The organism is Flavobacterium cutihirudinis, from assembly GCF_003385895.1.
GTDB lineage: Bacteria > Bacteroidota > Bacteroidia > Flavobacteriales > Flavobacteriaceae > Flavobacterium > Flavobacterium cutihirudinis.
On record NZ_QRDQ01000007.1, the window covers coordinates 1,034,781 to 1,057,860 of the forward strand.

At 32.6% G+C, this 23,080-nt stretch carries 15 protein-coding genes; 10 read left to right on the forward strand and 5 right to left on the reverse strand.

The window, feature by feature from the left end; genetic code table 11:
* Positions 1 to 66 precede the first annotated feature (66 nt).
* The 3 genes from BD847_RS04500 to BD847_RS04510 are packed head-to-tail and all read right to left on the reverse strand — an operon-like array spanning position 67 to position 7,165.
* Positions 67 to 2,733 carry an alpha/beta hydrolase family protein gene (locus BD847_RS04500; protein WP_115887064.1) on the reverse strand — a complete coding sequence of 889 codons (2,667 nt, stop codon included), beginning with the start codon at positions 2,731 to 2,733 and terminating at the stop codon, positions 67 to 69.
* Positions 2,734 to 2,745: 12 nt separating this feature from the next.
* On the reverse strand, positions 2,746 to 4,134 hold the full coding sequence (locus BD847_RS04505; RefSeq protein ID WP_223678190.1) for a RagB/SusD family nutrient uptake outer membrane protein: 1,389 nt from the start codon (positions 4,132 to 4,134) through the stop codon (positions 2,746 to 2,748).
* Between the two features lie 10 nt (positions 4,135 to 4,144).
* Positions 4,145 to 7,165 (reverse strand): SusC/RagA family TonB-linked outer membrane protein, encoded by a 3,021-nt coding sequence (locus BD847_RS04510; RefSeq protein WP_115887065.1) that lies wholly within the window; start codon positions 7,163 to 7,165, stop codon positions 4,145 to 4,147.
* A 393-nt stretch (positions 7,166 to 7,558) separates the two neighbouring features.
* Here BD847_RS04510 and BD847_RS04515 point away from each other — a divergent pair, with 393 nt between their 5' ends.
* The 10 genes from BD847_RS04515 to BD847_RS04560 all read left to right on the forward strand — a co-directional run bounded on the left by BD847_RS04515 (position 7,559) and on the right by BD847_RS04560 (position 18,973).
* Positions 7,559 to 7,936: a helix-turn-helix domain-containing protein gene (locus tag BD847_RS04515; protein ID WP_223678192.1), complete on the forward strand. Its 378-nt coding sequence runs from the start codon at positions 7,559 to 7,561 to the stop codon at positions 7,934 to 7,936.
* Between the two features lie 59 nt (positions 7,937 to 7,995).
* Positions 7,996 to 9,798, forward strand: coding sequence for a DUF262 domain-containing protein (locus tag BD847_RS04520; RefSeq protein WP_223678194.1), 1,803 nt, complete (start codon positions 7,996 to 7,998; stop codon positions 9,796 to 9,798).
* A 38-nt stretch (positions 9,799 to 9,836) separates the two neighbouring features.
* Positions 9,837 to 10,613: a hypothetical protein gene (locus BD847_RS04525; RefSeq protein ID WP_115887067.1), complete on the forward strand. Its 777-nt coding sequence runs from the start codon at positions 9,837 to 9,839 to the stop codon at positions 10,611 to 10,613.
* A 174-nt stretch (positions 10,614 to 10,787) separates the two neighbouring features.
* On the forward strand, positions 10,788 to 11,669 hold the full coding sequence (locus BD847_RS04530; RefSeq protein WP_115887068.1) for a DUF4007 family protein: 882 nt from the start codon (positions 10,788 to 10,790) through the stop codon (positions 11,667 to 11,669).
* Positions 11,659 to 14,880 (forward strand): hypothetical protein, encoded by a 3,222-nt coding sequence (locus tag BD847_RS04535; RefSeq protein ID WP_115887069.1) that lies wholly within the window; start codon positions 11,659 to 11,661, stop codon positions 14,878 to 14,880. The genes BD847_RS04530 and BD847_RS04535 overlap by 11 nt, the downstream gene beginning before the upstream one ends.
* Positions 14,873 to 15,982 (forward strand): phosphoadenosine phosphosulfate reductase family protein, encoded by a 1,110-nt coding sequence (locus BD847_RS04540; protein WP_115887070.1) that lies wholly within the window; start codon positions 14,873 to 14,875, stop codon positions 15,980 to 15,982. Before BD847_RS04535 ends, BD847_RS04540 begins: the two co-directional genes overlap by 8 nt.
* Before the next feature lie 2 nt (positions 15,983 to 15,984).
* Positions 15,985 to 16,392: a nucleoside 2-deoxyribosyltransferase domain-containing protein gene (locus BD847_RS04545; protein WP_167443819.1), complete on the forward strand. Its 408-nt coding sequence runs from the start codon at positions 15,985 to 15,987 to the stop codon at positions 16,390 to 16,392.
* Positions 16,373 to 16,987 carry a hypothetical protein gene (locus tag BD847_RS04550; RefSeq protein WP_115887072.1) on the forward strand — a complete coding sequence of 205 codons (615 nt, stop codon included), beginning with the start codon at positions 16,373 to 16,375 and terminating at the stop codon, positions 16,985 to 16,987. Before BD847_RS04545 ends, BD847_RS04550 begins: the two co-directional genes overlap by 20 nt.
* A gap of 79 nt (positions 16,988 to 17,066) precedes the next feature.
* A complete protein-coding gene (locus BD847_RS04555) occupies positions 17,067 to 18,107 on the forward strand; it encodes a DUF262 domain-containing protein (protein WP_167443820.1) in 1,041 nt (346 codons plus the stop codon).
* Positions 18,108 to 18,109: 2 nt separating this feature from the next.
* Positions 18,110 to 18,973 carry an SIR2 family protein gene (locus tag BD847_RS04560; RefSeq protein WP_115887074.1) on the forward strand — a complete coding sequence of 288 codons (864 nt, stop codon included), beginning with the start codon at positions 18,110 to 18,112 and terminating at the stop codon, positions 18,971 to 18,973.
* 355 nt (positions 18,974 to 19,328) lie between these two features.
* On the opposite strand, the gene BD847_RS04565 is transcribed toward BD847_RS04560, so the two are convergent.
* Positions 19,329 to 21,731: a hypothetical protein gene (locus BD847_RS04565; RefSeq protein ID WP_115887075.1), complete on the reverse strand. Its 2,403-nt coding sequence runs from the start codon at positions 21,729 to 21,731 to the stop codon at positions 19,329 to 19,331.
* A gap of 3 nt (positions 21,732 to 21,734) precedes the next feature.
* Positions 21,735 to 22,886 (reverse strand): cysteine desulfurase family protein, encoded by a 1,152-nt coding sequence (locus BD847_RS04570; protein WP_115887076.1) that lies wholly within the window; start codon positions 22,884 to 22,886, stop codon positions 21,735 to 21,737.
* Positions 22,887 to 23,080 lie beyond the last annotated feature (194 nt).

Sequence of the window (23,080 nt, forward strand, 5' to 3'; positions counted from 1 at the left end):
TTGATTCTGTTATTTGAAAATGCAGTTCCACAAAATGGAACTGCATTTGTTTTGTGGTTGAGTGAATCACATCATGCCATCAGTGATCCATTGGCATGTTTTTTCATTTTTTAGGAAATAGTCAAACCATTGCAAAATCCGGACTGTAATATCTTTTTGTGCAGATGGATCAGAGATTACATGACCCTCATTAGGATATAGCAGCATAACGCTTTTTTTTCCAAGTCTTCGCAGTGCCAGATAGTATTCCTTGCTTTGATGAGTATCTACCTGCTTGTCGTCTTTGCCTGTCCATAAAAGCAAAGGGATTGTGACTTTTTCTGCATGCACCAAAGGGGAATTGCGAGCATAAGACTGCGGTGCTTCAAATGGTGTTTTTCTCATATTCCATTCCTCATCTTCAAAGCGCCAAAACTCAGGTTTGCCTGAAGCTTGGCTGACAGTAAAATAAAAGCTGTTAAGATCGGTTATTGCGCCACTGGGAACTGCTGCCGAAAACAGATTAGTCTGCGATACTATAAATGAGGTTTCATAGCCTCCCCATGAATGACCCATAAGCCCAATCTGCCCAGGATTTATCTTCCCTGAATCAAGCATTTTCTGTGTGGCTGATATAACACAGTCAGTGGCAGATATTCCCGGATTTTCCTGCTCGTTTACAATATCAGGAAGCAATACAAAATAGCCCTCTGAGGTAAAGAGTGTAGGATTGAAACCACTTTCATTCTTCCAAGTCGGATTGGAATATAGATGAAGTTCCTGAGATTGAAGTTCATAAATATTAACAATCATAGGATACTTTTTAGCTGGGTCATAGTCGGCAGGGTATAATAGTACACCCTTAAGATTTTGCTTTTTGGAATTTCGATAATCAAACAATTCAGAATGGCCCCAGAAATATTTTTTATGCTGCGGATTGCTTTTATAAAAAGGGATTATTTTTCCCTTGCCTGCCGCGAACATTAATTGGGGCGGCACATCATATTTCTGCTGTCTGAAAAATAGTTTTCCTTTTTTTTCGGCATAGGTGAGCTCATCAACATAGAAGTCTCCATATACGATTGGTTCTGCACCAGAGGCAGTTTTCCATTTGTAAAACCCTGTCTTACCATCTGCACCTTTCGCGCGAAGCATCAAACTGTCGTTTAAATCGTAAACTTCCGCTTTTATGCCATCGTAGATTTTGTTAAGTCCAAGTCTGCCCGGAAATTCTGCTATACGAAAAATAATTTTTGATTCACGTCCGCGGGTAAGCCTGCGAAAATTGTTTCCATCAGGAGCAACCGCCCAGATATCAAATTCGTCATATATTAATATTTCTTTGTCATTGATGCTCCAGCCCGGACTTCCGCAGGTCGATTCGGGTACCAGGGTCTGGTTTTTTGACATGAATTTAACACCAATTTTAGCCGTTAAATTCGTATGTGTCTGTAATAGGACATCATAGACCCACCAGTTTTCTTCCTTAAAATAGGTTATAAATTTTCCTGTTGGAGACGGCAGGGGAGACCGGCTGTGACGAAATTGTTTTTTCAAAAAAACTTTTTTTTCAAATGACATGAGATTCATGATATAAAAATCACTGGGACCACTTTCACTAAACTGCGGTTCATAGTCCTTTGGATTAAAAAGGACAGCATTTTGGAGATTTCCTGTCAGCATGATCTTGGGAATTTCTGCAGTGGAAACAGGGGTAAAAAGATCGGTCTGCGGGAGCCAGACGGCAATTTTCAAAGAATTTGCAAAATTCCCCATTCTTACATTATATGGATAAATCCACTGATCATTAGTATTCCAGATTTCAACAATTGATTTTTCTGATGCACTTGATGTGGCGGCTTGTCTTTTGATTGCAAAAAAAACATTCTTAAGGTCATCTGAAATTCTTATTTTGTAATAGGGATCATAAACGATAGCGGTCTGATCGGGAAAATCAGAACGGGTCTCTGTATTAAATTCATATAGTTTTTTCTCCTTCAGGGCGTAATAAAAAAGTGAGGTTATTTTACCTTGGTCTGGCTGGCTTAGAAATGCGAGTGCCTCACCCTTGCTCTGCCAAGTAAGACTGATATAATGATTTTTATTATTGGAAACTATCGTTTTTGGTTGATTAGACTTTTTCAGATCAATAAGATTGACGGTGAGTTGATCTTTTGACGAAACTGCATAAACCAGCTGACGTCCGGAGGGGCTAAGCGAAAAATCATTTACATTTTGAATTTCCTTGACTGCTCCTGTTGCGAGCGACCAGATTTTGAGATTGTTTTTTTTATCAGCAGTTTGGATAAGTACAATCAGGTTACCTGTCTCATCACAATATTCGAATCGTTTTACACTGCGGATTGTCTTCTGCGAAGCTGTCTTAAGATTTAATACACTTATTTCTGCTGCCATCTGACAGATAAAAAAACTGTTTTTTGTGAAAACGGAATTCTCACCGCGGGGAAAAGAATGGATTTTGTTATTCGTCATATTTTGGACAAATAACGTATCATTGCCATTTTCGTAGGTCATTTTAAAACTAGCCCAATTCTCATCAGGTGAAATTCTATCCAGATGTGTTTGGCCCCACAAGGGATAATCTGAAGGATCCAAATGCTTTTTTTGCCCTGCCTGCCCCCATAAGGGACAGGCTACTAATGGCAAAATAAAAAATAAAAATAAAATTCCTGTATCCAAAAACAGACAGGACTGCTGAGTAAAACTATTTCTGTATTCAAAGTTTGCTGACATAACAAGTTTTATTTAATAGCCCGGATTTTGCGGACGCAGGTTAGGATTGGTGCTTAGTTCGCTTTGTGGAATGGGCAACAAGCGGTCATCACTGTTCCATCCCGGTTTTAAACCCGTCAATACATTGTCGAGTTCACCGTTTCTCTTAAGATCAAAAAAACGATGACCGCGCTCGGTGAAGAGTTCCCACTTTCTTTCGTTTAAAATGGCGTCCAGGATCTCATCCTTGCTTGCTGCTGTTGTATTGCTAAGGCCTGCACGGTTTCTGATTTTGGACAAATCCTCTTTAGCGCCGATGAGTTCTCCTTGCTGGGCTCGTGCTTCTGCGCGGATAAGATACTGTTCGGCAAGCCGGAAAACTATGGAATATTCTTTTGAAGCTGATGTGGCAATATTTTCCTTATACTTATAGGCGTGATACCATGTTGAGGTTTTATTTGAAATGGCCTTTATCCAGCTTGATCTGCGAAGATCACCGGCACCAAATGAGTTTACCAGATTATTGTTTAGAGAGACCAGAGGAGGAGGCCCTGCTGTAAAGGTGAAAAATGAGGCTTCAAGCGTATTGGCACCTGTGTTTCCTGACTGCAGCTGCCAGATCGTTTCTTTTGAGGAAAGCAGAAATACTTTTGCAATATCAGGCTCCAGCTTATAAATGGCACCTTCGTTGATGACGGCCGAGGCTGTATTTGCGGCTTCAGGATAGGATTTGTTGTAAAGATAAGCTCGGGAAAGAAGAGCTTTTACTGTGAACTTATTGGGTCTTACTCTTTCGCTGCCATTGTAATCCACAGGTAAAAGGGAGGCAGCATCTTCCAAATCATGTATAATGAATTCATAAATTTTCTGAACAGGTATTCTCGTTACAATACTATTCTGCTTAAAATCAGTCTGAGTAATGTAGGGAATATCCCCAAAGAGGTTTACAAGGTAAAAATGCAGAAGTGCACGAATAAAGAGTGCTTCGCCCTGCAGCTGCTGTTTCTGTTCGGTAGTCAGGTTTTTGCTTTTTTGGGCGCCTTCAATTATGGAATTTGCAGCATAGATCTGATTGTATGATGTATTCCAATATAGGGCGACAATAGAATTGGAAGGAAGAAGGGCGTTGTTATAGAAAAGCAGGCTGGCATTATTGGGTTTGTCCACGCTTATTATTTCGTCTGTATAATTGCCGAGCGTGTTGGAAATGCCGGTGCTGGCTCCTGTAAAGACTCCTTTGGTCCTAATATTGGAAAAGATATCTGTAAGTGCTGCACTTGCAGTGGCATAATCTTCAAAAACTGTTTCATTTATTAGCTGTGACTTTGGCAAGTCGACTTCTACGAATGAATCGCAGGACTCTGTCAGCAGCAGGACAAAAAAACAGATCAGTTTTATAGCTAAAGAATTTATTGTTTTCATTTCTCTTAAATTAAAATGTTAATTGAACTCCGGCCGTTATTACTTTGAGAGGGGGCAGAAAGCCGTATCTCTTGAATTCCGGATCTCCATCCTCGTATTTTGTGAATGTCAGCAGGTTTTGGCCCTGCAGCATAATTTTGCATTTGGTTTCCTTAAGATTCAAAGGGAGTTCATAGGAAAGTGCAATGTTCTTTAGTCGGATATAGGAAGCATCTACGATGGAAGCAGTACTCTGCGAGAAGAGATCGTATCCTGTCAGCGCAGTACCATTTGACCCCGTGGTATAAATTTGATACAGCCCAGGATCCTCAGCACTGATCCAGCTGTCTGTCATTCTTGCCTGCTGATTGGACATCATTCCTGCCGCTTCCATCGGATAGCTATAATTTTTTTGTTTCACGAACTGAAATAAAAAATCAAGTGCAAGGCCTTTATAACTAAGCTGGTTTTGGATTCCTCCGTAATATTTCGGATTCAGGTCTGCGATTATCTGCTGATCATCAGGAAAAGATATCTTTCCGTCTTTATTTATATCCTCAAAACTATAGACGCCATTTTGTGGATTCACACCATTGAAGCTGTACAGCAATTCAATATTGAGAGGCTGGCCAATTCTGTACTGCTGGCTGTATGAAGAGCCTTCAAGCCCAGGAAACTTTAGAAGAGTGTTGTGCTCAAAGGTCACATTTAAACTGGTACTCCAATTAAAAGAACCCTTGTTAAAATTCAGGGTACGCATGGTCAGTTCCAATCCTGTATTTTCGACTGTTGCATCCAAATTAGACTGTATGACTGTAAATCCCGTAGAGCCGGGAAGCGGAATTCCCACTAATTGGTTGGAAGAGCGGTTCTGGTACCATGCACCGGTCAAAAAAATGCGGTCTTGCAGAAAACCAAGCTCCAATGCGACTTCTAATTTCTTGTTGATTTCCCATCCAAAATCGGCATTATACAGCCGAGTTGGCTGCAATCCTGTATTTCCGGCATAAATGGCACTTGATACTGTATAAGTATCAAGAAACTGATAGTCCCCGATTTGGTCACTACCGGTTGTTCCGTAACTGGAGCGGATTTTTCCAAAACTTAGCCATGAATATTTTTTTAGGAAACTTTCATTGGAGAATACCCACGCAATTCCAGCTGCTCCGAAATTTGCAAATTGATTTCCGGGTCCAAACCTGCTGGATCCGTCTCTTCTTGCAGTAAGGTTTACAATATACTTCTGCTGCCAGTTATAGTTGAGCCTTCCAAAAAAGGCTTGATACTTATACAGACTTTCATCATTAAGAACAATTTTGACAGTTTTTGCCGCGGCGATATTGTATATCAGACTGTTTGATGTAAATCCAGTTGCCGACAGATACAATTTTTCAGTGGACTGATTTTGAAATGTGGATCCTAACAAGGCATCAAGTTTTCCGCCTCCAACTTCCTTGACCCAATTGATTTGAGGTTCTATAATCCAGGAATTGCGCTGCGTATTATTTAGATAAATGGCCGATGTTGCGCTGCTGACATTATAGATAGGATTAGAAATAGTGGAAGGCACGATTCGGGTTTCTTTTGTGTCCAAGTCAGTATATCCTAAACTGCTTTTGATTGTAAAACCTTGCCACAGCTCATAAGAAAGCACAGTATTGGCAAGCAGATCATTTGTTTTCGACTCAAATTTAGTGTTGAGATTTGCCAATGGGTTCTGCCATGTATCATTCTCCCAATTCAACTGGCCGTTGGAGTCATAAAGAGCCGGAGCATTCGGGGGAAGCGAGCGCGCGTCATAAGTAAAATCAAACGATGGCTGATTGTTGTCCTGAAAATTATATGAGCCTGAGAATGTCATTTTAAACTTATTGTCCATAGAACGATGATTCAGGCTTAGCTGGCTTCCTGCTTTTTTATAAAGAAAATCTCCCGGAAAGACTGTCGATTCTCTATGTGAATTCCCACTTATAAGAAACTGCGTATTATCAGATCCCCCTGATATAGTAGCCTGTATATCGGAAATCTGCGCTGTACCCCCAGTAAGTTCACGCTGCCAGTCGGTATATCGATTCTGGTCCCACGTACCGTTAACGTCATAATCGGCTTCACCATATTGGGTAATTCCATCGTTTATAAATGCCTGTCTTCGCATCGCAAGATACTGCTGGGTATTCATAAGTTTAAGGTGTCTGGTGACAGTTGCGGCACCCGTGGATGCATTCACACTGAAAGTGGTTTTGCCTCTCTTTCCCTTTTTTGTCGTAATTAATACCACGCCGTTCGCTCCTTTGGAGCCATAAATTGAAGTGGCATCGGCATCTTTTAATACCTCGATGCTTTCAATGTTTTCAGTATTGATATTATTAAGCGGACTAGCCACAGAGGGAAAAGCCGTAGCTGTCTGATAAGATCCGATAGGATCGGAAGCATACGGAACTCCGTCGATGATATATAGAGGTGCATTGGCATCTGTGCGTATGCTGTTCTGACCTCTTATCCTGATATCGAAACCGCCGCCGGGAATACCGGTCTGCTGCACTACATTAACCCCTGCCATACGGCCCTGCATCGTAGCCAATACGTTGGAAACTGGCTGTGTCTCAATATCTTTGGACGTAATCCGGGCAATACTTCCCGTACGCTCGCTTTCCTTCACCGAATAATATCCTGCATTTACCCGTACTTCCTGCAGTGTTGTGGTATCGTATTCAAGTTTGATATCAATAGTAGTCCGTCCTCCAATGGGAATCATTACAGTTTTAAATCCGAGAAAAGAAACAATTAGAACCTCATCACCCGCAGCAGAAATACTGTAATGACCATTATAATCAGAAATAGCGGCAACATGACTTTTGTTTTTAATGGAGACTGTAACACCTGGCAAGGGATTACTTCCATCGGTAACTGTACCCTGAATCTGCTGCTGCAGGATTGAAGAAAGATTCCGTCTGGGATCTTTAGCTTGAAGTGATGAAAAAGACAATATAAAGCCAAGAAAAATTAGGCAATAAAGAGTTCTTCCATCCTTGTAAAATGAAAAATTATTCATAATATTGGATTGGTTAGTTTAAACGTTAGTTTGATTGGCTAAGGTCCTCTATGTTAGTTTGGCGACGAGATAGAGGGCCATTTTTATGTATTAAGTAAACGACTTAATTACATAATTGAAAGTTTTTATTTAGGACATAGCTGATGATGTTTTAAAGATTCGATTTCTTTTGAATGCAAAACTTTAAAAATACTAAGCAGATTGGCTAAGAATGATAAGAGAGTTATAATAAAAAAGGCGCAGAACTCAGCTTATTGACTTGAGGTACTGGAAATACCGAGGAACAATAAGTGAGCCCACGCCATAGGCGTGAGCATCTTACTTATCCTCTCGTTCCTTTTAAATTTCCAGTTTTCAAGTCGAGATTCTAAGCGAATGCTTCAAATATTTTTTATGAAGAATCGCAAATGTATACAATTAGTTGCAAATATAACAAATTTATTCTTTGTGGTGTCAAAAACCCACACTTATTTTTTTGATTCTACTGAAATTGCTTTTACAAAAAAAAGTATGAGTAGTATTATAAAAAAAACGGACTTTCAAATATTCTTTGGAAAACAAGTTGAAAAGTTTAGAATAGAACAAAACTTCAGCTATAGACAATTAGCGCAGAGATGTGATATAGATCACAGTAATATTAGTAAGATTGAAAAAGGTGAAATAAATATTCAACTATCTACTATTTTGCAACTTTCTCAAGGCTTAAATATTCATCCAAAAGAATTGTTTGATTTTGATTTCGATTTAGAAAAATTAGATATTCACAGATAAGAGGCTTTTAGCATCTTTTTTTATGATCATAAATTTTAAAAACAGGTATATATACTGTAATGATTTCTATTTTAAAGAATTATTTTGCCTGTTTAAATCGTCAAATAAAATTTATGTCATTTTTCCCTCCACTATCAGTTGCCGACGCAATAGAAAAGATAGATTATAATCAATATTTATTGCCTGCTATTCAAAGAGATTTTGTTTGGTCTAGTTCAAAAATTGAGATGCTTTTTGATTCATTGATGCAAGGCTATCCAATTGGCTCAATGCTTTTATGGCGCGTAAACGGCAAAAATACCGAAAATCAAAGATTTTATGGAATTTTGAAAAAATATCGTGAACGTTATTTAATAAGGTCAGAGGAAGTTTCTACTAAAAATATACCAAGTTTTGAAGTAGTCTTAGATGGACAACAAAGGTTAACAGCTTTATATTTAGGATTAAAAGGATCATATGCTTTTAAAGGCTATAACTTGGCATGGAAAGATACGGAGTATTCAATACCAACTAGATATTTGTATTTAAATTTAAAATATAAAAAGAATAAACGAAATGACTTAAATGACAGTGATGATGACAGAATGTATGAATTTACGTTTTTAAAGCCTGAAGAAATATTAAATATTGATGAAGATAACAAATGGTTTAAGGTAGGAGATATTCTTGGAATAAAAGGCACATCACAATTAAATACATATTTCAAAAATAATAATATAATTTGTGATGAAGCTCAGGAAATATTAAGCAGACTTCATGATATTGTCCATTTAGAAAAATTAATTCACTATTATCTTGAGGAAAGTTCTGATTTCACTAGAGCTTTAAATATATTTATTAGAGTTAATTCAGGAGGGATTTCACTTAGTTATTCTGATTTAGTGATGTCTACTACGATTATGGGATGGCAGAATCTAGATGCAAAAAAAGAAATAAATGGACTAGTGGACGAATTGATAAAGGAATATGGTTATGCAGTAAATAAAGATTTTGTGCTACGCACTTATTTAGTACTTTACAGTGATGATATTAAATTTAGAGTTAAAAACTTTTCTATAAAAAATGCAAAAGAATTTGAAGAATATTGGAAAGAAATAAAAACTACTATTAAAGAAGTTTTTCAACTTGTAACTGACTTTGGTTATGCACCAAGTACTTTGACATCTCTAAATGCACTGCTTCCAATTGTATATTATTTGTACAAGACAGATAGGGTAGAAGGCTTTTGCCAGAAAGTTAAGTATAAAAAAGATAGAGAATTGATAAAAAGATGGTTGCATGTCGCTCTATTACATCAAATATTTGGCGGACAAGCAGAAGGCGTGTTAAAGGCAATTAGAGATACCGTGAAAAAAGACATTCAGAAAGGAGCTGAAATTTTCCCTGCACAATCAATAGCTAGCCGATTATCCAAAACTAATAAGTCAATTACAGTGGATGAAGAATTTATAGACTCACTTTTATTTACAAGTAAAGATAGTAGGTATGCGTTTCCCATCTTAGCTCTGCTATTTCCTCACCTGGATTACAAAAACAGAGATTTCCATTTAGATCATTGTCACCCTATTTCGCATTTTAATGAAAAAAAACTAAAATCAAAAGGTATTTTACTTACTGATAAAAATAAAGAATATTTTACGGAATCGGATTATTTTAACTCTATACTTAATTTGCAAATGCTTGATGGAAATGAGAACAAATCTAAAAATTCAAAGGATTTGAAAATATGGATTAACGAAAATAATATTTCTTTAAAAACATATCACTTACCAAAAGAAATAGATCTTGTTGACTTTCCAATTTTTTTAGAAAAAAGAGGTGAATTATTACGTAAAGTTTTGACTGAAGAATTGACATTTTAAATTTATATATAAAGCAATTTTTTCTAAAAAATAATTAAATGAATTCATCAGAAATAATTGAACAAATTAAAATTGGATTAACTAAAGGATATAATCAAAACTTACTTTTATTAAGTTCATACAGTGATTTTATCGAACAGGTTCGCGAATATTTACTGACAGTTAATGTTGCTCAGCAACTTTTAGAATGGAATAAATATCATAATTATAAAATCCAATTAGAATATCCCATTTTGCAATTTTATAATAATGCGTTTCTTACTCATGACTTAGACGTTACTGACATATTTAATATGGTGTTACTTCAGCGCCAAACTGGACATTCACCGACTAATAAATTAAATCAAAAAATTGATATTGCGATCACTCGAGAAGAAACAGATTTTCAAGCATTTTCACAGGACCGTACTATTTGCGGAATAGAATTAAAAGCGATTAATAAAACCGACAATGAAATCATAAATGATGCAAAGAGGATGGGTAGTGCAATGACACTTACAGACAATATTTCTTCAAACAGTATTCAATATTGTTTTTGTGGTTTTCTTCGAAGATTTGATAAGTGTGAGGAATTAGTGACAGACACTTTTATAAAAACTAAAATAATTCAAGAACAAAATCGCTGGGATAGTACCTGTGCCAACTTGTCAATAGAATTTCCTACACTTAATTTTTCTGTAGAAAAGTTTGATGTAGTTAATACTTCTCTGGAATTAATAGCTGATATTCATAATAAAATGGGTAGCGACTTTTCGGAAGTAGCAAATGCAACAGGAATTATTGTAGGTTATATTTTGACTATTAGCCGAAAATAAAAGGGGGGGGGGGTAAATTATCTAATACTCTCATCAACAATCTGTAGCTTAAATTATTTAATATAGAAACTGATAATACTTAAAACTTTAATAAAACTATATTTTATAAATCGGAAACAAGTTTCTTTTTTTCGTTATTTTGTATAATTAGAATAAATCCATATTAAATTTAAAATGATTGAAGAAAAACAAACTATAAAATTCACTTTTTCAGGACATGACACATTTCATTGTCGTCATTTATGGTTAAAGAAAGGATATGATTTTGTTAAGAATGGGAATAAATTTTCTCAATTAAACGCTGTTTTAGAATTGGGAGTGGGTAAAAATATGGTTTCTGCTATCAGTTTTTGGATGAAAGCATTTGGTTTATTAGACAATGAGGGGCATCTAACAGAGTTGGCGAACTATATTTTTGACGATGAAATGGGAAAAGACCCATACATTGAGGATGAAGGTACTTTATGGCTTTTACATTATATATTAGTAAAGAATGACAATGCATCCATTTATAATTTAATATATAATGATTTTAGACGTGAAAAAATTGAATTTTCGAAGGAACATTTTATTGCATATGTTTCAAGAAAAATTGATGAGAATAACTTAACTCAAATTAGTAAAAATACGATTGCTAGTGATTTTGAAGTATTTGTAAAAATGTATACAATACCGGAAAATATTAAAGATAAGGAAGAGAATCTGACAGGACTATTGGCAGAACTTAATTTGTTACACAAAGAAAAATTAACCTTTAGTGTAATCAACGATGAAAAAAATAATATTCCTGATGAAATATTACTCTTTTCTATTCTTGATAATGATGATTTTAGTAATTCGATCAATTTATACTCATTAGAGCATGAAAAAAATCAAATAGGTAGTGTCTTTGCAATTAATAGGGCAGGAATTGTAAATAAAATTGAAGGAATTGCTTCTGATATTAATTTTAAAAAGTATGGCATTACTTATAACGATCATGCTGGAATTAAGGAATTGCAATTTAGAGATAAACCAAACAAATACGAAGTATTAAACATATATTATGCTAAATAAATTTACAACATCTGTAAATATTATACGAGATGAGGAGAAGGAAATAAATTATATCCCAACTCATAATGCTATACGTTTAGCATCACAAATCGTAAGTGATTTTAAAAAAGGTATTCGTTCCTTCAATATTATTGGTTCTTACGGGACAGGTAAAAGTTCATTTTTGCTTGCTTTTCAAGAGAGCTTATCAAATAGAAAAAAATATTTTAATGTAGCTTTTCTACCAAATCAGGAATACGGTAAAATCAACATCATTGGAGAATACAGGTCTTTAATAGATGTTTTCATCGACTTATTTGACTTAGAGTCAAAAAACACTACTGCCGAAACTATATTTTCAGAAGTTTTTAATAGATATTATGCTTTAGGGCAAAATCCATTGTTAATCGTAACAATTGATGAGTTTGGTAAGTTTTTAGAATATGCTTCAAAAAACAACCCTGAAAAAGAATTATTTTTCTTGCAGCAGTTTTCAGAATTTGTAAATGATACTTCTCATAATATAGTTTTACTAACATCTGTACATCAAAATTTTGATGCTTATGCTTTTTCATTAGATTACACTCAAAAACAAGAATGGACAAAAGTTAAAGGCCGTTTTAAAGAAATTACTTTTAATGAGCCAATCGAACAATTATTGTTTTTAGCTGCAGAACATCTAAACAAACTGCCATCTTCAGACAGAGAAAATACACAAATTAAGGAAGCTAACAAGCTTTTGTATGATTCAAAAGCATTTAACTTTAATGAAGATTATATTAGCGAAATAGCAGAAAAATTGTATCCATTAGATGCAATTTCTGCTTACGTAATCACTCAATCTCTGCAAAAATATGGACAAAATGAGAGGTCTCTTTTTACATTTTTAGAGTCTACCGATTTTGCAGGTTTATTTCAGTTCAAGCAATTGAAAAAAGGTTTTTATTCATTGCCAGAGATTTATGATTATTTAACTTTTAATTTTTACTCTTTTCTTAATTCGAAGTACAATCCTGATTTTAATTCTTGGAAGTCTATAAAGAATGCGTTAGAAGTTGTCGAAACTTCATTCGAGACAAATTTAAGTGACTATTCAAAACTAATTAAAAGTATAGGAGTTTTAAATATTAATACCGGTGCCGGTGCTGTTTTAGACAGCGGTTTTTGGGAAAAATACTCGGAGAAAGTTTTATCAGTTAATAATTCAAAAGAGCTACTAAAGAATCTAGTTGATAAAAAAATAATAGTTTACAGAAATTATTTGAAGAGATTTATTCTTCATGAAGGTACAGATTTAGATATTGAGCTGGCATTGCTGCAGGCAGAAAATAAGGTTGATAATATCACTGATGTTGTTACTATGCTAAACAAGTATTATAACTTGCATCCTGTTCTAGCAAAGAAGGTAATGTTTGAAGTTGGAACTCCAAGATTATTTGAATATAAAATATCACATTTTCCTATTGATGAGATACCTCAAAATGAAATTGACGGATTTATTAATTTAGTTTTTAATGACAAAGATATTTTAGATGAAGTAAAAATAAAATCTGCCGAAAGCCAAGAAGCTATTTTATATTGTTATTATAAAAATGCTAAACAAATAAAAGAGCTTTTATTTGAAATTGAGAAAACGAGAAAAGTGATTGCAGAAAATGAAAATGATAAAGTTGCAACTAGAGAATTAAATAATATCGTTCAGCATCAAATTAATCTTTTAAATCATAAAATTCTAAATAACTTTTATGGAACAAATTCTGAGGTTGTTTGGTTTTATAAAGGGAGCCAATTAGAAATTAAAAGTAAAAAAGATTTAAACAGTAAGCTCTCTGAAATATCGGATGCAGTTTATTGCAACTCACCGATTTTTAAAAATGAGTTGGTAAATAAACATAAGATATCGACATCAATACATGTTGCAAAAAAAAATTACTTAAAAGCATTAGTTACTAATTGGAATAAATCACAATTAGGATTTCCAGAAGACAAATTTCCTGCAGAAAAAACAATTTATTTATCTCTGCTTGAAAATAATGATATATATCTATATTCTGATAAAATTAGTGATATAATAAAGCCTAACGAAAGAAATAGGTTCAATTTTTTATGGGACGAATCCCTTAATTTTCTTGAAAGTGCTAAAATCGGAAGAAGAAAAGTAAGTGAATTTGCTGATGTTTTAAGTAAAAGACCTTACAAACTAAAACAAGGTCTTATTGATTTATGGATTCCTACTTTTTTGTTTATTAAGCGTGACGATTTTGCGTTATTTAGCAATAACGGATATATTGCGAATCTTAGTGATGAAGTACTTGAGTTGTTAATAAAAAAACCAGAAGATTTTGAGATAAAAACATTTGCGATTGAAGGCGTTAAATTAGATATTTTTAATAGATACAGGATTTTTTTAGATCAGACAACAAAAGAGAAAATATCAAATGACAGTTTTATAGAAACTATAAAACCGTTTTTAACTTTCTATAGAGATTTACCTGATTATACAAAAAATACTAATCGTTTATCTAAAGAAGCTCTCGGAATTCGAAGCGCAATTTTTTTAGCAAAAGATCCTGAGCATACATTTTTTGAATCATTTCCTAATGCATTAAATTTTAAAATTCAACAGATTCAATCCTCTGCAGAGAAGTTACAATCCTTTTCGATCAAGCTGCAAGATTCAATTAAAGAAATAAGAAATTGTTACGATGAATTAATCAATAGAGTAGAAGATTTTATAAAAAGTGATATTGTAGGAGAAGATTTTGATTTTGAAGATTATAAAAACAGTCTACAAACTAGATATAAAAAATTGAGGCGACATTTATTATTGCCCAGCCAAAAAATATTTGTTCAACGATTGGATTCTCAAATTGATGATAAAAAAGCATGGCTTAATTCATTAGTCCAATCACTCATCGGTAAGACGTTAGATAAAACTACAGATGAAGATGAGCTTTTAATATATGATAAGTTTAAGTCTATGATTATGGAATTAGATAGTTTAACTTCACTTTCTAAATCTGATTTTAATGAAGAAAAGGAAGATGTTTATGATTTACAAATTAATACTTTTTTTAAAGGTATAAGTAAAAAAATTATTCGTTTACCTAAAGAAAAAAAAGAAGAAGTTTTTAAAATACAAAAAGAGTTAGAAAATGTTTTGTCAAGAGATAGTTCTTTAAATATTGCAGCATTGACTAACCTTTTAAAAGAAATGCTTAAAAATGAGTAAAGTAAGACATGTGTTAGGAATATCGGGAGGGAAGGACAGTGCTGCTTTGGCTATATATATGAAAAAAAATTATCCTGAATTGGATATAGAATATTATACTTCAGATACAGGCAAAGAATTACAAGAAACTTATGATTTAATCTCGAATTTGGAGACTTTTCTTGGAAAAAAAATAACTGTTTTAAAAGCGGTAAATGACAGTTCTGAAGATAATCCCTTCGATCATTTCATAAAATTATTTAAAGGATATTTACCATCATCAAACGCAAGATGGTGTACTAAAAAATTAAAGCTTGATCCTTTTGAAAATTTTGTAGGTGATGATCCAGTTATTTCGTATGTTGGGATTAGAGGAGATGAGGATAGGGAAGGCTATATTTCAAAGAAAAGTAATATTCAATCCATCTTTCCTTTTAGAAAAAGTATATGGAGTGAGGACGTTATTTCAAAAGTTCTTTCTAATAAGAATATATCATTTACCAGTAAAATACTATTATCGCAGCCAAAAAATGACAAAACCGAAAGAATTTTAGAGCTTATTAATACTGAAATTTCAACAAGTTTTTCTCAAAGTCAAAAACTTAATTCATTGTTAGATTTAGGAATAAAAGAATTTAACTCAATTGTTTTTGAATTCTTAAAGAGTACAGAATATCCTTTATCCACTGAAGAATTATTTCCATTAATTAATAATGAAGACATTCTCGTTCGAGATGATATATTTAAATTACTTGAAGATTCTGGAGTAGGAGTTCCAGCTTACTATAAAGAAGTAGAATTTGAAATCAATGGTGAAAAATCATCTTATGCAAGAAGTCGTTCAGGTTGTTTTTTCTGTTTCTATCAACAAAAGATCGAATGGATATGGTTATATGAACAACACCCGGATTTATTTTATAAAGCATTGGAGTATGAGAAAGATGGCTATACTTGGATGCAAGACGAAAGTTTAGAAGATATTATTAAACCAGAGCGTATAGCTAAAATTAAAGAAGATCACTTAAAAAGAACCAATAAAAAAGCACTAAATAAAAAATCTCCTTATCTTCTAGATTTACTAGATGATGCAGAAGGGGAAGGATGTGCATCTTGTTTTATATAAATATGAAGACTAAAGTATATTTAGCTGGTGGAATGAATGAATCAAACTGGCAAAAAAAAGTAATTGAAACGATTAATAGTGAAAATTTTGTGTTCTATAATCCAAGAGAACATGAGTTAACCAATAGTGCTGAGTATACATTTTGGGACTTGTTTTATGTAAAACAATCTGATATTCTGTTTGCTTATATGCAAAACGATAATCCGTCAGGAATTGGACTAACCTTAGAGGTTGGCTATGCTAGAGCTCTCGACAAATCAATAATTTTAATTGATGAAAGATCAAAAAATGATGAGATATTTGCTAATAGATTTAAAATTGTTAGGGAAAGCTCAACTATAGTTTTTGATAACCTGGAAGAAGGTATTAACTTTTTAAAAAAGATCAAGAATGGTATTATTAACGTGTGATCACATAGTTAATTTTTTTACTGAAAAAAAAGAAACGTCTTTAGATTGGCTAACTATTTTTACAACTGTCAGTCCAATTATTATTGGATTAGTAGCACTTTTGCTTTCATATTTTCAAATGGTAAAAACACTCAATGCTAAAAAGGAAGATGAAGAAAGAGCTGAAATAAGAAAAAAATTAGATGAGTTTTACGGACCTATATTGCAATTAAGAATGAAAAGTAATTTACTTTATCAAAAGTTCAACGAGGAATACAGAGCAGTAGATTCTAACTTTTCAACACTGATATACCTCTTAAATAGTCATGTATTTTCTGGAAATAATAAAATATTGCTAGAAGAGATCATTAAAATTGGTGAGTTAACAGAAAAATTAATTCATGAAAAAGCTGGTTTAATTGATGATACAAATTTAAGAACAATAGTTTTACCTAGGGCAACCACTCACTTTTTGTTAATTAGGTTGGCTTACGCAGGTGCTCTTACTGGTGACTTAGATAGATTTAAAACTTTAACATTTCCAAAAGATTTAGATCTCTTATTAGAAAAAAAGAAGAAAGAACTCGAAGAAAGATTAAAAAAATTAAATAGCTAATTGCAAAATATAAATAGAATATAATTAAATTATTTATCTGCTGATTATTACTATGTCAATCAGCTACTATCTTACATTTATGAAAGTTAAACTAACTACTTGGAAAATCTCTACTTTATTTAAATTAAAAGACAAAATTAATCCACAGCCACCGTATCAAAGGGGTGAGGTATGGAAATACAGAAAAAATGCTTTATTAATTGACTCGATTTTAAGAGGCATTGATATTCCAAAAATATATCTAAGAAAACTTGAAAATGCGGCACATGACTATGAAATTGCTGATGGACAGCAAAGATTAAATGCTATTTTTACTTTTTTAGAAAATGATTATTCTTTATTAGAGGATGAAGAAAAAGGTTTAAATCTTAAAACAATTAATCAACTTATAGTAGGCGGTAAAAAATTTAGAAGTCTAGATCCAGAACTAAAAGATAAACTTACTGATTATGAGGTTAGTATAGCTATAATTGAGGAGGCGGATAATTACGAAATTAGAACTTTATTTGGTAGATTACAGGAAGGTGAGCCATTGGTACCAGCAGAAAAAAGAAATGCAATTATAAGTAAAGCTGGGACAATTATTGATAATTTTGTATTAAATAATAAATTTTTTGCTAATAGTAAGATACAACCTGCCAGGTATAAAAGACAAGATTATTTAGCACATGCATTAGCGTTGTTTTTTTATAAAAACACAAAACCACTAAAAGCATCTTTATTGCTTGAACTATATCTTGATAAAAAATTAGATTGCTCACATGCTAATCAGAAACTTATTTCAGATATATTGGATGCGATTTATCAACTAGATCAATTATCTCAAACAAGAGTTTATAAAAAATTTCATTTTATTGATTTGTTCCTATTTTTGATGAATAATTCCGAAAAAATAAAAACTATAAATTACAAAAATTTTGCTAGAGAGTATGATTCGCTAGAAGTGAAAAGATTGAAAATAAGAGATCCAAAAACCTTACTTTCCGGTAAGGATGAATCTGAAGAAAATAAAATTTTATACGATTATTATATGGCATTTAAATATGCAGGTGCAGAGCCGGATAGTATTGAAAAAAGAAATGTTTCATTTAACCTAATATTTAAAAATATTTTTAATTAGTCATGGCAAAAATAGATTTACCAAAAGAGCTTTTAGAATCTTTTTCAAAGGATTTAGGTGTGTTTTTTGTTGGCGCTGGATTGTCAGTTGGTGCAGGTTTTCCTGATTGGTCAAATTTGTTAAAGCAACTTATAGAAAAAGGAGAGCAAAATGGTCGAATAAGTAAAGAAAAAAAGACTGAGTATGAAACATTGTCGAAAGACCCTGGTAAATCCTTAATGCTTGCAGAAGAATTAAAGCTTGATTTAGGATCGCTGTTTAACAGACACATGGAAGAACTTTTTCAAAGCTCTACTAATAAGCCCACAATAAATCATGATTATATAGTAAAGACTAAGGGTAGTATGGTTATCACAATCAATTACGATAATTTACTTGAGAAATCTTATAATAATGTTTACCACGATCATCCTAATATTTTCATTTATTCACAAAGTAGGGAAGCAGCTAATAATTTTTGGAAAGGTAGATTTTTTATTTTGAAAGCACATGGAGATGCGCAGAGAGATGTAGAAACCTTAATTTTATCTCAAAGAGATTACAGAAAAACTTTGTACAAGGAAGCTGGTTACAGAAGTTTATTGCAAACTATTTTTACAACTAAATCTATTTTTTTTGTAGGTGTATCAATGAATGACCCAGAGTTTAACCAATTGCTTGATTTCTTGCATGATTCTTATCATGGGGGTGGTCCTACACATTACTTGCTAATGGATAAAAAAGATCATCTTTCTACTTATTCAAGAAGATACTTAGATGATTTTAATATACAAACTATAACATTTGAAAATGCCAAAGGTGATTATGCAAACTTAACTGAGGTTTTAAAGCTTTTAAGCGAGGAATGCCCGAGAAATATATCATAAAATTGTGCTTGGTAGAAAAGCTTATTAGTTTTTTAAATTTGACGATTCAATTCTAATTTTCTTTATAGTGAATGCGAGTAACTATTTTAAGTACCTTACTGAGTGATTTTAATCGCTGGTATATATTGAACAAACTTTTCTAAAAACAAAAAACATCAGTCTTGATTTATTTCAAAATTGATGTTTTTATATTTTATTTTATAAAATTCAAATATTTATTGAACCGAATTATCAAATGGACTATCATTATCTGTTGATCCGAAAATCCAAAATCCTTTAAACAATTATAAACAAGTTTTGGCTTTAATTAGTTTCGGATAAAGTATAAAAAGCTTGGTTTCTAAAATAAATAACTTTATTCTTCTAAAGCTCCCATCAGCTGTTCCATGCCAAAATTCAATAAGAAATCACTATAATAGCTATCAAAGACATCCATTATGTATTCATCAATAGTTACGTCTACATCAATACCATCTTTTAATCTAGTCATAGTGTAGTTTCGTCTTTTAGTTATCATGTATAGAAATAGTGTGTGAAAATAAACGGAGGAAATATATTTTCGCTGTGCTGTGACAATTTGGTCTTCATTCTTCAATTTAGAACGATGACTTAAGAAGACATGACTGTCTAGATTAATGAAAATTTCTTCCAATTTGTCGCCCTCCGAAGAAGGATACATGACAGTTTTTCGATCCATAGTAATTCCTCTTTCCTCTAATACAGTCCAGTCTTTTTCATATATTTTTTGAAGTTTTGGTAGTCCAATTTGATCAAGGTCCTCTTCTGGTTCAGGGACAGCTTCTTTGGTAGATTCTCTATCAGTGATCTTAACTAAAACAATTTCTTCAAATATTTTTCCTGGGGACGTTAAAGAAGCTCTAATTTCTATTTCATCTCCTATATTAATATTGTTAGTTGGCTCAAGAGTAACTTTAATTGTTCCATTATTAGGACTGCTTTTAGTCACATTAAGCAATCCTGAAGCTTCGGTACTTACTCCAGCTTGGTCACCTCCATCTTTTTTATCTCGTTTAATTTTTAAAAAAGATAATTGTAATTCACCAGGTTCATCTGTTCTGTCAAAATAGTCGTTATCTATATCTGAATCAAATTTTATAATTTTCTCACCATTCTTTGGCAGACTAATTATATTAATTCCTTCCTTTTTATGGAATAAATCAAATTTGGTCGGAAATCTTTGAGGTAAAAAAGGCTTTTGTTCTATCTTAGGTTTGGATATATTGGATGAGATTTTTTTGACTTCTTCTTTTTTTTCATCTAATTTTAAAGTGTTCTGAAGTAATTTAAAAAGCTCACTGTCCTTAGGTAAATTTTTAGCAAAAGATTTAATTAATTCGGAAGTATCTTCACTTTCTAAACCGATAGTTTCTTTTCTTCGTCTGTTAATTTCATCTAGCTGACTTTTTCGTAATTTTTTACCTAAATAATCGCGTAAAGCATTAGCTTCTTCGCCATGTTTTAGTCTATCACGAGAAGCCATAAATAATTCTTCTCTAAAATCTGGATTCATACTGGTACAATCAACATGAATTAATAGATAATCTTTTAATAGATTGAATTTTAGAGTTCTTGTAATAAACTCAGAAGAATAATTTCCATGGACTTGTCCGTTTATAGAAAACATTACGGACATATTATTTTTAAAAAACCTGCTCCTAATAATATCTTTACTTTTTTTTAAGTCATGTTTATCTGTTTTAGGTTTAAAAACATAACAGGTAACCTTAGCACTTCCAAATAGTTCGTCATCATAATCTTCTGAAAAATAAGTATCTATGTAATCACTTTGAGAATCTTCAAGTCTTCTCTTCAACCCAAATAAATCAAGTTCCAAAACTTTATTGTTTGGATATCGATCTTTATTGTCAACTGTCAGGATAGGCAGTACCGGTTCGAAAAGAAACTCATTTAAACTTTGGTTCAAATCTTGAGCAAATCCTGAATAACCAACAGGAAACTGGTATGAATACATTTTAATTATTGTACCGGTTTTAAATTTTCTTCCATTTAACTTTAAATCTAATTCAGTAATTGGAAAATTTGGAATTTCATTTTCGATTTTTAAAAATTCAAAATGACTTGAACGTCTGTTTTCACCAGATTCACTGATTCTTCTCTGCCTAATTAGTGTAAATCCAAAATTACCTGAATTATCAAATCGTTTGGAACCTATAAGTTGGTATCTTCTTTTCCCGCAGAAAACTAAAGCACCGCTTCCTCCCATATTATATTTACCTTGTACAAATTGAATATTAATTTTATTTCCCCTTACTAAAGAAAGAAAAGTATTTTCAAATTGATTCGGATGCTGGCCTTCTCCATTATCATAAATAATAACAGAAGTGTTTTTTGGTGGTCCATCGGCAATAATTTGAATGTCTTCTGATTGTTTTCGTCTATTTTGTTTTAGATCCCAATTTTTATAGTCAGGATAAAACATTTTTATGGCTTGCTCCATTGATTGTGGAGCATCATTAGAGACTGGAGAAATATCTTTTTCTAAGCACTTTTTTGTTAAAATTGCATCAATTGAATTTGTTACCTTCTCTACTAAAGCCGCGATAGGGCTAGATTGCTGGTTTCTAACAATACCAAACATATTTTCATTACCACCAAGGGGAGCCCAATTTTTGTCAGCAAATTTATCAGGATATTTATGTAATAATTCTTCAACCTTATCTTCAGTAGAACATAGATACAGTTCTTGAAACAATTTCTCGTTACTAATTTCTCCCATAAATTAATTTGCTAATTGGATTAAAGTTTCTTTAATACTACTAATAACAGTCAATATTTCTTGCTCAGTGTTTTTATTGCTCAGACTAAATCTGATAGCAGAGAATGCATCTGTATCATTTAGGCCCATTGCTAATAAAACATGTGAGGGTTCAAATAAAGCAGAGGTACAAGCTGAACCGTTACTTACTGCTATTGTTTGATATCTATCTATAAACATGTTGGCATCAAAATTTGGAAAACAGGCATTTATAGTATTATAGAGACGATGCTCTTTACTACCATTAATAAAGACACCTCTGATGTTAAGTAATTCTATTTCCAGAATATCCCTCAATGATTTAATATAAGTGGTATTCTCTGTCATTTCTAGAGATGCAATTTCACATGCTTTAGCAAAACCAACAATTGCTGGAACGTTCAGAGTACCACTTCTAAGCCCACGCTCATGTCCTCCGCCATGTTGTATAGGGAAAATCTGTCTTGGTGAAACTGTTTCTTGATTAATATATAATGCTCCTATTCCCTTCGGGCCATAAAATTTATGCGCAGAAAAACATAATAAGTCTATATGATTAAATTCAGTAATGTTAATTGGTAATTTACCAACTGCCTGAGTAGCATCAGTCATTAACAATACTTTCTTAGAATTAGTAATTGTACTAATTTCCTTAATTGGTTGTATAACTCCGGTTTCATTATTTACCCACATGATACAAACTAACAGTGTATCTTGCCTAATTGAAAGAATAAGATTCTCAATATCTATTAATCCATTGGGATTGACGGGAAGATATTCAATTTCAAACCCAACAGTTTCTAAAAATTTACAAGTGTCTAAAACTGCCTTATGTTCAGTTTGCAAGGTTATTATATGTCTTTTAGAATTATTGGGATCTAATGCGATTCCTTTTAATGCAATATTTATACTTTCTGTGGCACCTGAAGTAAAAATAATTTCTTTCGGATCGCTATTGATCAAAGATGAAACTATTTCTCTGGAATTTTCTACAATTTTTTTTGCTGCAAGTCCAAAATGGTGTGTACTTGATGCGTTTCCATAATTATTTTTAAAATAGGGGTACATCGCCTCAATAACGCGATCATCAATAGCAGTTGTTGAATTATTATCAAGATATATTAATTCGTTATTCATTTTAAGTATATAAATTTTGTTTCTAAATTAACTAAATTATTTAGAAAAGTCCGAAGTGTTTTTATATTTTCTAAAAAAATATTAGTTTTTTATTTACAAAATATTAGTTTATTAGTTAGGCAAATAATATTCGGAATAATTTTCAATTCATTATGTTCAGTTTGGCAAATTAGGGTACTATAAAACTCGGTACA

Excerpts from the sequence above, each read along its gene's own strand:
- BD847_RS04500 (WP_115887064.1), bottom strand. The coding sequence starts at position 2,733 with ATGTCAGCAAACTTTGAATACAGAAATAGTTTTACTCAGCAGTCCTGT.
- BD847_RS04505 (WP_223678190.1), bottom strand. The coding sequence starts at position 4,134 with ATGAAAACAATAAATTCTTTAGCTATAAAACTGATCTGTTTTTTTGTC.
- BD847_RS04510 (WP_115887065.1), bottom strand. The coding sequence starts at position 7,165 with ATGAATAATTTTTCATTTTACAAGGATGGAAGAACTCTTTATTGCCTA.
- BD847_RS04515 (WP_223678192.1), top strand. The coding sequence starts at position 7,559 with ATGAAGAATCGCAAATGTATACAATTAGTTGCAAATATAACAAATTTA.
- BD847_RS04520 (WP_223678194.1), top strand. The coding sequence starts at position 7,996 with ATGATTTCTATTTTAAAGAATTATTTTGCCTGTTTAAATCGTCAAATA.
- BD847_RS04525 (WP_115887067.1), top strand. The coding sequence starts at position 9,837 with ATGAATTCATCAGAAATAATTGAACAAATTAAAATTGGATTAACTAAA.
- BD847_RS04530 (WP_115887068.1), top strand. The coding sequence starts at position 10,788 with ATGATTGAAGAAAAACAAACTATAAAATTCACTTTTTCAGGACATGAC.
- BD847_RS04535 (WP_115887069.1), top strand. The coding sequence starts at position 11,659 with ATGCTAAATAAATTTACAACATCTGTAAATATTATACGAGATGAGGAG.
- BD847_RS04540 (WP_115887070.1), top strand. The coding sequence starts at position 14,873 with ATGAGTAAAGTAAGACATGTGTTAGGAATATCGGGAGGGAAGGACAGT.
- BD847_RS04545 (WP_167443819.1), top strand. The coding sequence starts at position 15,985 with ATGAAGACTAAAGTATATTTAGCTGGTGGAATGAATGAATCAAACTGG.
- BD847_RS04550 (WP_115887072.1), top strand. The coding sequence starts at position 16,373 with ATGGTATTATTAACGTGTGATCACATAGTTAATTTTTTTACTGAAAAA.
- BD847_RS04555 (WP_167443820.1), top strand. The coding sequence starts at position 17,067 with ATGAAAGTTAAACTAACTACTTGGAAAATCTCTACTTTATTTAAATTA.
- BD847_RS04560 (WP_115887074.1), top strand. The coding sequence starts at position 18,110 with ATGGCAAAAATAGATTTACCAAAAGAGCTTTTAGAATCTTTTTCAAAG.
- BD847_RS04565 (WP_115887075.1), bottom strand. The coding sequence starts at position 21,731 with ATGGGAGAAATTAGTAACGAGAAATTGTTTCAAGAACTGTATCTATGT.
- BD847_RS04570 (WP_115887076.1), bottom strand. The coding sequence starts at position 22,886 with ATGAATAACGAATTAATATATCTTGATAATAATTCAACAACTGCTATT.